At 66.2% G+C, this 13096-nt stretch carries 12 protein-coding genes; 8 read left to right on the top strand and 4 right to left on the bottom strand.

Translation table 11 applies throughout. From position 1 onward, the window contains the following. Positions 1-31: 31 nt before the first annotated feature. Positions 32-1819 (top strand): ABC transporter transmembrane domain-containing protein, encoded by a 1788-nt coding sequence (locus GB880_RS00645; RefSeq protein ID WP_154493712.1) that lies wholly within the window; start codon positions 32-34, stop codon positions 1817-1819. Here the strand turns inward: GB880_RS00645 and GB880_RS00650 are convergent. Further along, positions 1816-2358, bottom strand: a complete 543-nt coding sequence (locus GB880_RS00650) for a CAP domain-containing protein (protein WP_154493713.1) — start codon at positions 2356-2358, stop codon at positions 1816-1818. The genes GB880_RS00645 and GB880_RS00650 overlap by 4 nt on opposite strands. Positions 2359-2522: 164 nt before the next feature. Here GB880_RS00650 and lysM point away from each other — a divergent pair, with 164 nt between their 5' ends. The 6 genes from lysM (at position 2523) to GB880_RS00680 (ending at position 8407) form a co-directional block, all read left to right on the top strand. After that, complete coding sequence (gene lysM, locus GB880_RS00655; RefSeq protein WP_154550636.1) at positions 2523-3020, top strand: peptidoglycan-binding protein LysM; 498 nt, start codon at positions 2523-2525, stop codon at positions 3018-3020. A gap of 161 nt (positions 3021-3181) precedes the next feature. Then, positions 3182-5068, top strand: coding sequence for an acyl-CoA synthetase (locus GB880_RS00660; RefSeq protein WP_154493715.1), 1887 nt, complete (start codon positions 3182-3184; stop codon positions 5066-5068). A 65-nt stretch (positions 5069-5133) separates the two neighbouring features. After that, positions 5134-6150: a hypothetical protein gene (locus GB880_RS00665; protein ID WP_154493716.1), complete on the top strand. Its 1017-nt coding sequence runs from the start codon at positions 5134-5136 to the stop codon at positions 6148-6150. Between the two features lies 1 nt (position 6151). Then, positions 6152-7258, top strand: a complete 1107-nt coding sequence (locus tag GB880_RS00670; protein ID WP_263467214.1) for a glycosyltransferase family 61 protein — start codon at positions 6152-6154, stop codon at positions 7256-7258. A 72-nt stretch (positions 7259-7330) separates the two neighbouring features. After that, positions 7331-8116, top strand: a complete 786-nt coding sequence (locus tag GB880_RS00675; RefSeq protein ID WP_154493717.1) for a hypothetical protein — start codon at positions 7331-7333, stop codon at positions 8114-8116. Between the two features lie 3 nt (positions 8117-8119). Continuing rightward, the gene (locus GB880_RS00680) at positions 8120-8407 is read left to right on the top strand and encodes a hypothetical protein (RefSeq protein WP_154493718.1); all 288 of its coding nucleotides are present in this window, start codon (positions 8120-8122) and stop codon (positions 8405-8407) included. A 34-nt stretch (positions 8408-8441) separates the two neighbouring features. Here the strand turns inward: GB880_RS00680 and ettA are convergent, their stop codons facing one another. The 3 genes from ettA to rimO all read right to left on the bottom strand — a co-directional run bounded on the left by ettA (position 8442) and on the right by rimO (position 12428). Next, positions 8442-10097, bottom strand: coding sequence for an energy-dependent translational throttle protein EttA (gene ettA, locus GB880_RS00685; protein ID WP_154493719.1), 1656 nt, complete (start codon positions 10095-10097; stop codon positions 8442-8444). 74 nt (positions 10098-10171) lie between these two features. Next, complete coding sequence (locus GB880_RS00690; protein ID WP_263467215.1) at positions 10172-11029, bottom strand: sulfotransferase family protein; 858 nt, start codon at positions 11027-11029, stop codon at positions 10172-10174. Positions 11030-11060: 31 nt separating this feature from the next. Next, positions 11061-12428 carry a 30S ribosomal protein S12 methylthiotransferase RimO gene (gene rimO / locus GB880_RS00695; RefSeq protein ID WP_195840813.1) on the bottom strand — a complete coding sequence of 456 codons (1368 nt, stop codon included), beginning with the start codon at positions 12426-12428 and terminating at the stop codon, positions 11061-11063. 132 nt (positions 12429-12560) lie between these two features. Between rimO and GB880_RS00700 the strand changes: the two genes are divergently transcribed. Then, on the top strand, positions 12561-13034 hold the full coding sequence (locus GB880_RS00700) for a hypothetical protein (protein WP_229774400.1): 474 nt from the start codon (positions 12561-12563) through the stop codon (positions 13032-13034). The last annotated feature ends 62 nt before the right edge of the window (positions 13035-13096 follow it).

The raw sequence follows: 13096 nt of genomic DNA on the forward strand, positions 1-13096 counted from the left end.
CCCGATCCAGCCGAACAAGGAAAGACGACACATGGCACGCGGCACCCCCGTCCTCGCTGACCGACCCACCTCGCGCCGCATCGGCGCGTTGCGGGCACTGTGGCCCTTTATCCGCCCCTATCGCGGGCTGCTGCTGGCGGCACTGCTGGCGCTGACGGTGACGGCCGGCATCAGCCTGATCCTGCCCCTGGCGGTGCGGCGGGTGGTGGACGGCTTCGACGCCGGCGCGCATCTGCTGGACCAGTATTTCGGCGCCGCGCTGGGGATAGTGGCGCTGTTGGCGGTGGGCACCGGCATGCGCTATTACCTGGTGACACGGCTGGGCGAGCGGGTGGTCGCCGATATCCGCAAGGCGGTGTTCGACCGCGTCATCGCCATGAGCCCTGCCTTTTACGAGCGCGTCCTGACCGGCGAGATCATCAGCCGCATCACCACCGACACCACGCTGATCCAGTCGGTCATCGGCTCTTCGGTGTCGATCGCGCTGCGCAACTTCATGATCCTGCTGGGCGGGGCGGTGATGCTGGTCTGGACCTCGGCCAAGCTGTCGCTGCTGGTGCTGGCGCTGGTGCCCCTGGTGGTGGTGCCGATCGTGGTGCTGGGGCGCAGGCTGCGCCAGCTGTCGCGGCAGAACCAGGACTGGATCGCGCAAAGCTCGGGCGCGGCCTCGGAAAGCCTGCTGTCGGCGCAGACCATCCAGGCCTTTACCCACGAAGGGGCGACGCGGACGCGGTTCAACGCAGTGACCGAACAGGCCTTTGACGTCGCCCTGCGGCGGGTGCGGGTGCGCACGTTGATGACGGTGATCGTGATCTTCCTGGTGTTTTCCGGCGTGCTGGGGGTGCTATGGGTCGGCGCCCGCGACGTGCGGATGGAGACGATGACCGCCGGCCAGCTGGTGCAATTCGTCATCTATGCCGTGCTGACCGCCGGTGCGGTCGGGGCGCTGTCGGAAATCTGGGGCGAGTTGCAGCGCGCCGCCGGCGCCACCGAGCGGCTGGGCGAATTGCTGAGCGCCACGGACAGCCTGACCGACCCCGCCGTGCCGCTGCCCCTGCCCCGCCCGGTGCGCGGCGAAATCGCCCTGCACGATGTCACCTTCCACTATCCGTCGCGGCCCGATGTCTCGGCCCTGGAAGGAGTCAGCCTGCAGATCGCGCCGGGGGAAACCGTGGCACTTGTCGGACCTTCCGGGGCGGGCAAGACCACGGTCATCCAGTTGCTGCTGCGGTTCTGGGATCCCGCCAGCGGGCGGGTGAGCATCGACGGCATCGACCTGCGCCAGATGGCGCGGGCCGATTTCCGCCGCGCCATCGCCCTGGTGCCGCAGGATCCGGTGATCTTTGCCGCCACCGCCCGCGAGAACATCCGCTTCGGCCGCCCCGATGCCAGCGATGCCGAGGTCGAGGCCGCCGCCCGCGCCGCCCATGCCGACGAATTCCTGCGCCGCCTGCCGGAGGGTTATGACAGCTATGTGGGCGAGCGCGGGGTGATGCTGTCGGGCGGTCAGAAACAGCGTATCGCCATCGCCCGCGCCATCCTGCGCGATGCGCCGATCCTGCTGCTGGACGAAGCGACCAGCGCGCTGGACGCCGAATCCGAACGGCTGGTGCAGCAGGCGGTGGACGATCTGGCGCGCAGCCGCACCACCGTCATCATCGCCCACAGGCTGGCGACCGTGCAAAAGGCCGACCGCATCATCGTGTTCGACCATGGCCGCATCGTCGCCCAGGGCCGTCACGCCGATCTGGTGGCGCAGAACGGGCTCTATGCCCGGCTGGCACGGTTGCAGTTCAGCGAAGGGGCGCTGGCGGGTTAGCGGGGCGCCCCATAAACGGCCGCCCAGTAGATGGTGCGGCCGTCGGCGCCGATCGCATGGCCGATGCCATAGTCGCGCAGCTGCGGGATCAGGATATTGGCCAGATGGCCCCTGGACCGTTCCCATTCGCGCAACACACGATCCTGAGCAAACGGGCCGGCGGCTATGTTTTCGGCCGCCAGCCGGGGCCGGTAGCCCTGGGCCTTCAGGCGCTGCATCGGGCCCCGCGTGCCGCTGCCGCGATGCGACATCACACCCCGCCGTGCCATGTCGCAGGCATGCCGCGCAGCTGCCCGGGCCAGGGTCGCATTGGGGGAAACCGGCGGCAGGCCGTGACTGCGACGGGTGGCATTGGTCGCCGCCGCCGCCAGACGGTTGGCTTGGGCGTCGGGCTGCACGCAGCGCACCTGCCCGACCTGCGCCGCCGCTGTCGTCGCGCTGATGCGATATTCGGCGAAATGATTTGCCGATTCGGCCAAACCCGGCCCAGCCACCACCACCCAACCCAGCACAAGGCCGGCAAACAGCTTGATTTTCATGATGGTGCCTTCCATCCTGATCGCAGTTTCGGCGGCAAAGCTAGGACGGGCAGTTCAGATGCTCAACCAAAGCTTGTGTAAAATGCGCCGGAACCCGGGTTTCGGCAAGGCGTTGCCGATAAGCTGCGCAATGACACGCAGAATGTCTCAGGAAAGGACAGGACATGGCCATTTGGGATTTCGTGAAAGACGCCGGAAAATCGCTTTTCGGCTCGGAGGCGCAGGCCAGCCCGGCCCCCGCCGCAGCAGACCCGCAGCAAAGTGACACCGACCGCAAGGTCGCGGCCCTGAAGGCGGAACTGAAGGCCTTGGGGCTGACGGCGAATGACGTTCATCTGACCTTGCGCGGCGGCGACACGGTTGTCATCTCGGGCAAGGCCCGCGATCAGGAAACCCTGGAAAAGCTGATCCTGGCGGTCGGCAACATCAAGGGCATCGCCCGTGTCGAAACCGCCCCCGACACGGCGACCGAAACCCCCGCCCCGGCCGGCGCCAAGCCCGTGTTCCACACCGTCCAGAAGGGCGAGACCCTGTCCGAAATCGCGCAGAAATATCTGGGCAAGGCAGGCCGCTACAACGAGATATTCGAGGCGAACAAGCCGATGCTGAGCCACCCCGACAAGATCTATCCCGGTCAGACCCTGCGTATCCCCCAGGCGTGACGGTCGGGTGACGCAGCGGTAGCCCCGCCGCGCCGCAGCGTCGCCGGCTCTGACGCAGCGTTTCCGAAGGCCGCGGCAGGCCATGCGGCTTGCCCCGGCGACGGCTTTTGGCCCATTCTTGTCCCAAAGCGCAAAGCTGAATTCAATCGGGAGGAGAATTGATGGCTAGGTTTGCAGGCGCCGCCGACCGGGATGCGGTCGAAGCGGAAATGCCCTATGTAAACAGGGACGTGCCGCATTCGCTGTATGAGGCGCTGGGACGAACGCGGGACCGCCACCCCGACCGCCCGGCCATCAGTTTCCAGCTGTTTTCCGCCCCGGACGCGCCGGCACGCACACTGACCTGGACCGATCTGCACGAACGGGTCACCGAAACCGCGAACCTGTTTCACAGCCTTGGCGTGGGGCCGCGCGACGTGGTGGCCTATCTCTTGCCCAATTGCATCGAGGCGCCGGTGGTGCTGCTGGCCGGGGCGACGGCGGGCATCGTCAACCCGATCAACCCGCTGCTGGACCCCGAACAGATCGCCGGCATCCTGCGCGAAACCAACGCCAAGGTCTTGGTGACGCTGAAATCCTTTCCCAAGACCGAAGTGGCGCAAAAGGCGGCGCAGGCTGTTGCCCTGGCCCCCAACGTGCAGACCGTGCTCGAGGTTGACCTGCGCAGCTATCTGACCGGGATCAAGCGGCTGCTGGTGCCGTTGATGCGACCCAAGACCACGGTGCGCCATCAGGCGCGCGTGCTGGATTTCGAAGCCAGCGCCAGTGCCCAGAACCATGACCGGCTGAATTTCGCCTTGCCGAACGAAGATCGCGTCTCGGCCTATTTCCATACCGGGGGCACCACCGGCACGCCAAAGGTGGCTCAGCACAAGCAGTCGGGCATGATCTACAACGGCTGGCTGGGCGCCACGCTGCTGTTTGATGAAACCGACGTGCTGATGTGCCCGTTGCCGATGTTCCACGTCTTTGCCGCCTATCCGGTGCTGATGTCATGCCTGATGTCGGGGGCGCATCTGGTCATGCCCACCCCGGCCGGCTATCGCGGCGAAGGGGTGTTCGACAATTTCTGGAAGCTGATCGAACGCTGGCAATGCACCTTCCTGCTGACCGTGCCCACCGCCATCGCCGCGCTGATGCAGCGCCCGGTCAATGCCGATGTCAGTTCGCTCAAGACCGCGATTTCGGGCTCCGCGCCGCTGCCGGTCGAACTTTACAACCGCTTCCGCACCGCCACCGGGGTCGAGATCGCCGAAGGTTACGGCCTGACCGAGGCCACCTGCCTGGTGTCGTGCAACCCGATCGACGGGCTCAAGAAGGTCGGCTCGGTCGGGCTGCCGCTGCCCTATACCCACACGCGTATCCTGCAGCGCATCGACGGCGGCTATCGCGAATGCGGGATCGATGAAATCGGCGAAATCTGCATCGCCAGCCCCGGCGTGTTCGAGGGCTCGACCTATACCGAGGCCGACAAGAACAAGGATCTGTTCGCCGAGGGACGTTTCCTGCGCACCGGCGACCTTGGCCGCATCGATGCCGATGGCTACCTGTGGATCACCGGCCGTGCCAAGGATCTGATCATCCGCGGCGGCCACAACATCGACCCGGCGGAAATCGAACAGGCGCTGCTGGCGCATCCGGCGGTCGCCTTCGCCGGCGCCATCGGTCAGCCCGATGCCTTCGCCGGCGAATTGCCTTGCGCCTATGTCGAACTGGTGGCCGGCGCCCAGGTCACGGCCGAGGAACTGGCCGATTTCGCCCGCGACCACATCCACGAACGCGCCGCCGTGCCGAAACATGTCGAGATCCTGCCCGAACTGCCCAAGACCGCGGTGGGCAAGATCTTCAAGCCCGATCTGCGCAAGCTGGCGATCAAGCGCGTCTATGACGCCACCTTGGCCGAGGCCGGCCTTGCCGCCGAGGTGGCCGAGGTGATCGATGACCGCAAGCGTGGTCTTGTCGCACGCATTGCCCGGCGCGGCGCGGTGGACGACAAGGCGGTGCAGGAATGTCTGGGCCGCTTCGCCCTGGCCTGGGAATGGGCATAGGACAGGCGGTTGCGGCCGTTGCAACCGGCGATCTATAACAGACAGGCGGAGCAACGGGGCTGAACATGTCTGGACCGGAAATCAGGCCGTCCGAGGACGACGAGCGCTTGGACGACGGCGCGGCCGAGGCCGCGCCGGTCGAACCCGCCCCCGCCTGGCTGATCGATTTCCGCCGTTCCGACCATCGCCGCGGGTTCTATCAATCGCTGGGCAACCACGCGCTGGTCTTTGCCGAACGCGGCACCGATCATCTGGTGGTCAGCTTCGACAACCTGTCCTCGGCGCGCGAGGATCGCATCGAACGCGAGCCTTGGGGTTATGGATTCGTCGCCAAGAACGGCTGGTCGCATCTGGGGGTGATGGCGTTCCGGCCGGACTGGTTCCGCGATCCCGACCTGTTCGCGGCGCTGGAACATCTGCGCGATGCCGGGTTCTTCCGCCGCTTCCGTTCGGTGACGCTGATGGGAACCTCGATGGGCGGCTATGCCGCCTGCGCGCTGGCGTGGCTGGCGCCGGGCTGCCGGGTCATCGCGTTTTCGCCGCAATCGACGCTGCGGGCCGATCTGGTCCCGTGGGAGGAGCGCTTTGCCGCCGGCCGGCGGGCCGATTGGGACGGTCCCTATGCCGATGCCGCGGTCGAGGCGGGCGCGGCGGACAAGGTCTGGCTGGTCTATGACCCGCATTTTGCGCCCGACCGCCAGCATGTCGAACGCTTTTCGGGTCCGAACATCCATCCGCTGCGTGCGCGCCACGGCGGGCACAAGACCGCGCTGGTGCTGCGCCGCGCCGAAATCCTCAGCGAGATCGTGCGCCAGGTGGTCGAGGACAAGCTGACCGAAAGGCGCTTTTACGGCATGTATCGCCGGGTGCGGCATCTGCCGTGGTTTCTGGCCAGCCTGTCGGATTCGATGCTGGCCCGCGGCCGCTTCGGCCTTTCCACGCGGCTGATCCATTATCTGCGCCGACGCGGACAGGGCTTTGCCGCGCATAACCTGCGCAAGAAGCATTCTCAGGTGGCGGGCAGCGACCCGCTGATGCCGGCGGGCGCAAGCCGCCGGCCCGTCGATCAGCAGGGGGCGTGACGTGTTTCTGAATCTGGATGATCCCGAAGGCGATCTGGTCGAACTGACCCAGGCGCTGGTGGTGCCGCCCCTGAGCGAGGAACGCCTGCGCGAGCAGCCATCGGGTGTGGTCGACAGCGAAGGCCGCTTCGTCGCCAATTCCATCAGCTGGACCGACAGCCGGCGTCCGGTGAACAGCCAACCCCTTGTGCCCTGGGATCTGCCCGTCGACGAGCTGGACGGTCACTATCTGTTTGGGGGCATCTTTTACGGCCATTTCGGCCATTTCATCGTGGAATCGCTGGCACGGCTATGGGCGCTGGACCGGGTTCAGGGACCGCTGGACGGCATCATCTTTACCCCCAAGATCCAGCGCGTGAATGCCCGCACCGTCGCCGTCTATCGCGAGATGCTCGAGGCGATGGGGGTGCGCGTGCCGGTCGTCATCGCCAGCCGCGCCACCCGCGTCGCGCGACTGTCGGTGCCGCGCCAGGGCTTTGGCATGTATGACCTCAGCGCCGGCAGCGCGGCCTTCCGCGATTATGTCAACCGTCACGCCGGTCGCGACATCGCCCCCGATGGCCCCGAGCGGCTTTACGTCTCGCGCACCCGGCTTGGGCCGCAGCGCGGCAGCATCCTGGGCGAGGCCCGCATCGAAGCCTATCTGGCCGACGAGGGCTATGAGATCTTTCATCCGCAACTGGCCAGCCAGAACGAACAGATTGCCCGATACAAGGCGGCGAAATTCATCGTCGGCACCGACTGCTCGCCGCTGCATCTGCTGGGCTATGTCGGCAATGCCGATCAGAAGGCAGCCGTGCTGACCCGGCGCAGCATGGAAATCGGCGGTTTCCTGGTGCGGCAGTTGCAGGCGTTCAAGAACATGCAGGCGGTGGAAATCAACACCCTGGTCAACGACTGGATGCCCCAGCCCGGCAGCCGCCCCAGCCGCAGCTCCTGGGGCGAGGTGGATTTCCCGCGCATGCACGCAGAATTGCTGGCGGCGGGCATGATCCGTAACCCCACCCCCTGGCGCAACCTGACGGCCGATGAGCGTGCGGCCGAACTCGCGCGACTGGAACAGTCGCACAAGACCAGCTTCAAACCCTATCGCCAGGACGCGGCCTGACGCGAAACGGCTGGGTTTTCAGGGTGATCGGCGCTATCATGGTGGCGATCATGCCCTGTTCGGGGTGCTGCCATGCGCTGGACGACCCTTTTGCCTGTCCTGCTGATCGGAACGCTTGCACTGCCCGGTCACGGGCGGGCGTGGTCGTTTTTCGACATCTTCGATCTGGAACGGCTGTTCGGACCGCTGTGGGGCAAGATGGACATGGCAACATCGGCACCTCCGCCCACAAGCAGCCCACCACCCATGACCGGCACGGACGGTGGCTTGCGGGCCTCGCGCATCTTTGCCGGGCCGGGCCAGTATCCGCCGCAGGATTTCGCCGCCTATGGCATTGTCGCCTTTCCGGGGCTGGCGACCAGCGCCGATCGGCCGCGCCACCTGATGATCTGCGAAGCCTATGTCGCCAACCTGCCGAATGCCGATGCGCTGGACATCCCCGCCGCAGAACAGATGGTCACGGTCTGGCCGGTGGCCCAGGACAGCCTGGCCCAGGAACTGACCCGGACCGGCGGTATCGCACCCTGCCCTGCTGCGGTCGACGGCTACAACCAGATGCTGGGCCTGCGGGCGCTGCGGCTGGCCGAACGGGCCGGGGCACGACCGGGCGACCGCCGCGGCCCGTTCCTGCTGGCCTGGAGCCCGGGGCGCCAGCACGGCCAGGACGGCGCGCATGTGCTGATCGCCGACCTGAGCCATGTGAACACCCCCGATCAGGCCGCCGCCGCCTTTCGCCGCTGGGCCCGCGACATCGAGGGGCAGCCCGAATTGTGGCAGCGCGGCTGGGACATGGAACGGCTGCGCCTGTCCCTGCGCAACTGGGCCGACGATCTCGGCGCCCGCATCCTGCCGGAGTAAGCCATGAACCTGCTGGAACTGGTCAAGATCGCGGGGCCGGGCGGGCTGGCGGGGGCGCTGGTCGGGCTGGCCCTGGTCAGCTGGGTGCGCCCGGAAACCACGCAAGGCGCGCTGATCCTGATGCTGCTGTCGGTGGCCAGCGTCGGTGTGCTGGTGGGTCTGGCAGGGTTGGTCTGGCGCCGTCGCACCCCGCCCGATACGGAAAAAACCGATGCCGGAAAGCCGGGGGCCGGAAAGCCCCCTGCGCAAACCCCGCGCCCCAGACGCCCCCGCGGCGGCAAGGGCGGTTGAACGGCTGCCCCGGCACCGGGCCGGGGCAAGCGCCTCAGCGGGTGAACTTCTTGTATTTCACCCGCTTGGGTTCGATGGAATCCGGGCCCAGACGGCGGACCTTGTCGGCCTCGTAATCCTCGAAGTTGCCCTCGAACCATTCGACATGGGCATCGCCTTCAAAGGCGAGGATATGGGTGCACAGCCGGTCAAGGAAGAAGCGGTCGTGGCTGATGATGACCGCGCAGCCGGCAAAATCCTCCAGCGCCGCCTCGAGCGCCTGCAAGGTTTCCACGTCCAGGTCGTTCGTCGGTTCGTCCAGCAGCAGCACGTTGCCGCCTGATTTCAGCAGCTTGGCCATATGCACGCGGTTGCGTTCGCCGCCCGACAGCAGGCCCACCTTTTTCTGCTGATCGCCACCCTTGAAGTTGAAGGCCGAGCAATAGGCGCGGCTGTTCATGGTGGCATCGCCCAGTTCGATCTGCTCTGCCCCGCCCGAGATTTCCTCCCAGACGGTCTTGTTGGGGTCAAGCGCATCGCGCGACTGATCGACATAGCTGAGCTTGACGGTATCGCCATAGACGATCTCGCCGGCGTCGGGTTGTTCCTGGCCCGTCAGCATCCGGAACAGCGTGGATTTCCCGGCGCCGTTCGGACCGATCACCCCGACGATGCCCCCCGGCGGCAGGCTGAATGTCAGATCCTCGATCAGCAGCTTGTCGCCCATGGCCTTTTTCAGGCCGGTGACCTCGATCACCTTGTTGCCCAGCCGTTCGCCGTTCGGAATGATGATCTGGGCCCGGGTCAGCTTTTCACGTTCGGACTGGCTGGCCAGTTCGTTATAGGCGTTGATGCGGGCCTTCTGCTTGGCCTGGCGGGCCTTGGCGCCGGCCCGGATCCATTCCAGTTCGCGTTCCAGCGTCTTTTGCCGCGCCTTGTCCTCGCGCGCTTCCTGTTCCAGGCGCTTGGCTTTCTGTTCCAGCCAGGCAGAATAGTTGCCCTCGTAGGGGATGCCGCGGCCGCGATCCAGTTCCAGGATCCAGCCGGTGATGTCATCCAGGAAATAGCGGTCGTGGGTGACGATCAGGATGGTGCCGGGATATTCGATCAGGTGCTTTTGCAACCAGGCGATGGTTTCGGCGTCCAGGTGGTTGGTCGGTTCGTCCAGCAACAGCATGTCGGGCTGTTCCAGCAGCAGCTTGCAGAGCGCCACCCGCCGCTTTTCGCCGCCCGACAGTGTGCTGACATCGGCATCATCGGGCGGGCAGCGCAGGGCCTCCATCGCCACGTCCACCTGGCTGTCCAGATCCCACAGGTTCTCGGCGTCGATCTCGTCCTGAAGCCGCGCCATTTCCTCGGCGGTTTCGTCGGAATAGTTCATCGCCAGTTCGTTGTAACGGTCCAGCTTGGCCTGCTTGGCCTTGACGCCTTCCATCACGTTGCCGCGCACGTTCAGCGCGGGATCCAGTTCCGGCTCCTGCGGCAGATAGCCGACCGTGGCCCCCTTGGCGGCCCAGGCCTCGCCGGTGAAGTCCTTGTCCCAGCCGGCCATGACGCGCAGCAGGGTCGACTTGCCGGCGCCGTTGACGCCGACCACGCCGATCTTGACCCCGGGAAGAAAGTTCAGGCGGATGTTCTCGAACACCTTCTTGCCGCCCGGATAGGTCTTGGACACGCCGTCCATGTGATAGACATACTGGTAGGAGGCCATGCGCTTTTTCCCGTCTGATGATCTGTCAGTGTCGGGCGCTATTTAGTCCAGAGCCATCCAAAGGGAAAGCCGCCCTAGCGCATGCGGCTGGTGAAATCGCTGCCGAAATGATCCTGAAGGAACTGGAACTGCGACTCCAGCCGGGCGCGCAGGCGCTGGCGCGCGGCATCGGGCACCGAAAGCGTGCGGTCCGAGGCAAAGACCTTGCGCCCGGGTTCGCGATAGTCGTGCGGGGGCAGGCCCAGGAAAGCCTCGACCTGCCGCAGCAATCCGACGGGATCGCGGGCGATCTGGCCAAAGGGCAGGAACAGCAGCCGGTCGGGGCCGAAGCGCGCCGACCAGCGCGGCACATAGTTTTGATAATCGCCCCGGTCCAGCAGCACCGGATCCTCGACCTCGGCCAGCCAGTCCTGCAGGCTGGCGGGTTTGCGGCGCGCGCGGGTCAAGTTCATCTTCAACTGCGATATCGCCCGGTCGACCGGATGGCGGATGATATAGACAAACCGGGCCTGCGGCAGGAATTCGGCGACGAAATCGACCCCTTCCGGCGGCAGGGTGGAATATTCCGGGGTCACGTCCAGGGTGCGGGCATGCTGCGGCGCCGGCGCAAACACCAGCTTGTACCAGTGGTTGGTGAACATCGGCTCGCGCGTAATGCGGTCGAGATAGCGCAGCAGCGGTTCGGGCACGGTCTCGCCGCGCGCCTCGTGGCGCTTGATGATGTTCAGCCGCGCGCGCCGGAAGTGCCAGGGCAGCCAGGCGCGATGTTCCGGCACGAAGCGGTGGTTGAAGAACTGCACCTCCTTGAAGGGCGGGGTCCAGACATCGGGCCGCTGGCCCAGCATCTGCGACAGCCAGGTGGTGCCGGCCTTTTGCGCGCCGATGCCCAGGAAGTCGGGCTTGCGCGGCTTGCCCTCGGGATCCCAGTTCACAGCCGTCCCTGCCCCTGTCCTGCTGCCCCGGTCAGAGCCGCCCCCACAGGTCGTATTCGCCGGCCTCGTCCACGGTGACGGTGACGATGTCGCCGGGGGAAAGCTGTTCGAAGCCTTCGTCGATGAACAGGTTGCCGTCGATTTCGGGGGCATCGGCCTTGGTCCGGCAGGTGGCGCCGTCGTCATCGACGCTGTCCACGATCACCTCGAGCCGGCGACCGACCTTGGCGGCAAGCCGGGCTTCGGAAATCGCCTGGGCCTTCTGCATGAAGCGATCCCAGCGGTCCTGCTTGACCTCGTCGGGGACGTGATCGGGCAGGTCATTGGCGCGGGCACCCTTGACGTTTTCGTATTGGAAGCAGCCGACGCGATCCAGCTGCGCCTCGTCAAGCCAGTCCAGCAGGGTCTGGAATTCGGCCTCGGTCTCGCCCGGATAGCCGACGATGAAGGTCGAACGCAGGGTGATCTCGGGGCAGGCGGACCGCCAGGCGGCGATCTCGTCCAGGGTTTTCGCCGCCGCCGCCGGCCGGGCCATGCGTTTCAGCGTATCGGGATGGGCGTGCTGGAACGGAATGTCCAGATAGGGCAGCACCAGCCCCTCGGCCATCAGCGGGATCAGTTCGCGCACATGAGGATAGGGATAGACGTAATGCAGCCGCACCCATGCGCCCAGGGATCCCAGATCGCGGGCCAGATCGGTGATATGGGCGCGGTGGCCGCGTTCGGTGGCGAACTTGCGGTCCACCCCATAGGCCGAGGTATCCTGGCTGATGACCAGCAATTCGCGCACCCCGGATTCGACCAGCTTTTCGGCCTCGCGCAGCACCGCATGGGCGGGGCGGCTGACCAGCTTGCCGCGCATGTCGGGGATGATGCAGAACTTGCAGGCGTGGTTGCAGCCCTCGGAAATCTTCAGATAGCTGTAATGGCGCGGGGTCAGCTTTACCCCGCTGGCCGGCATCAGGTCGATGAAGGGGTCGGGGCTGGGCGGCACGGCAAGATGCACGGCATCCAGCACCTGTTCGTATTGCTGCGGCCCGGTCACCGCCAGCACGCTGGGATGGGCGCCGGTGATGTATTCGGGCTCGGCCCCCAGGCAGCCGGTGACGATCACCTTGCCGTTTTCGGCCAGGGCCTCGCCGATGGCCTGCAACGATTCGGCCTTGGCCGAATCCAGAAAGCCGCAGGTGTTCACGATCACCGCGCCCGCGCCCTTGTAGTCGGGACTGATGGCATAACCCTCGGCGCGCAGCCGGGTCAGGATGCGTTCGCTGTCCACCAGCGCCTTGGGACAGCCCAGGCTGACCATGCCGATGGTCGGCTGCCCTTCCCTTCGCGTGGTGTCGAAGATCGGGCTGGGGGCAAGATCGGGGCGCAGCAGGGGCGGGTTCTGGGTCATGGCGGGCATATAATCGCAAGCGCGGCCGTTGTTAAGCGGCAAGCGCGCCGGCGGCTCGCCGGATCGTCATTTTGCAGCCGGGGGCGTTTCGGGACATAGTGGCGGGCACCCTGAACAGCAGATGCCCGATCCATGATGACCAAAGCCGCCCGCCCCGTCCTGCACCTTGCCGCTTGCCTGCTGGCGCTGGCCCTGCCGCTGGCGGGGCTTTCGCCGCAGGCCCAGGCCCAGCCCGCCAAGGCGCGCCCCATCGTCATCGCCAACAACAAGGGCGGCAACGTGCTCGAGGCGATCAAGTATCGCCAGCAGTTGGCCGCCAGCGGCAGGCCGGTTGAAATCCGCGGCTATTGCCGGTCGGCCTGCACCATCTATATCACCCTGCCCAACGCCTGCCTGGGCCCCAAGGCTACTGTGGGCTTTCACGCGCCCCGCATCCCCGGCACCACCATCATCCCCCCGATCGTGGACGAGCTGATGGCCAATTATTACCGCAACGGCATCCGCCGGATGTGGAATGCGCAATGGCGCCATTCGCTGCAGATGCACCGCATCAGCGCCCGCGAATATGTGCGGCTGGACCCGCAGACTCGGCTGTGCCCGAAATAGCCGGGCCGGATCGTGCAGGACAGCCTCGGCAGAATCGTGCCGATGACTGGCATGAATCCCTG

Source organism: Paracoccus sp. SMMA_5_TC (assembly GCF_009696685.2).
In the GTDB taxonomy this organism is placed as follows: Bacteria; Pseudomonadota; Alphaproteobacteria; order Rhodobacterales; family Rhodobacteraceae; genus Paracoccus.

What these genes read in the sequence shown, in the direction of transcription:
- GB880_RS00680 (WP_154493718.1), top strand. Translation starts at nt 8,120, where the DNA reads ATGAACCTGCTGGAACTGGTCAAGATCGCGGGGCCGGGCGGGCTGGCG.
- GB880_RS00675 (WP_154493717.1), top strand. Translation starts at nt 7,331, where the DNA reads ATGCGCTGGACGACCCTTTTGCCTGTCCTGCTGATCGGAACGCTTGCA.
- GB880_RS00665 (WP_154493716.1), top strand. Translation starts at nt 5,134, where the DNA reads ATGTCTGGACCGGAAATCAGGCCGTCCGAGGACGACGAGCGCTTGGAC.
- lysM (WP_154550636.1), top strand. Translation starts at nt 2,523, where the DNA reads ATGGCCATTTGGGATTTCGTGAAAGACGCCGGAAAATCGCTTTTCGGC.
- ettA (WP_154493719.1), bottom strand. Translation starts at nt 10,097, where the DNA reads ATGGCCTCCTACCAGTATGTCTATCACATGGACGGCGTGTCCAAGACC.
- GB880_RS00645 (WP_154493712.1), top strand. Translation starts at nt 32, where the DNA reads ATGGCACGCGGCACCCCCGTCCTCGCTGACCGACCCACCTCGCGCCGC.
- rimO (WP_195840813.1), bottom strand. Translation starts at nt 12,428, where the DNA reads ATGACCCAGAACCCGCCCCTGCTGCGCCCCGATCTTGCCCCCAGCCCG.
- GB880_RS00700 (WP_229774400.1), top strand. Translation starts at nt 12,561, where the DNA reads ATGATGACCAAAGCCGCCCGCCCCGTCCTGCACCTTGCCGCTTGCCTG.
- GB880_RS00660 (WP_154493715.1), top strand. Translation starts at nt 3,182, where the DNA reads ATGGCTAGGTTTGCAGGCGCCGCCGACCGGGATGCGGTCGAAGCGGAA.
- GB880_RS00650 (WP_154493713.1), bottom strand. Translation starts at nt 2,358, where the DNA reads ATGAAAATCAAGCTGTTTGCCGGCCTTGTGCTGGGTTGGGTGGTGGTG.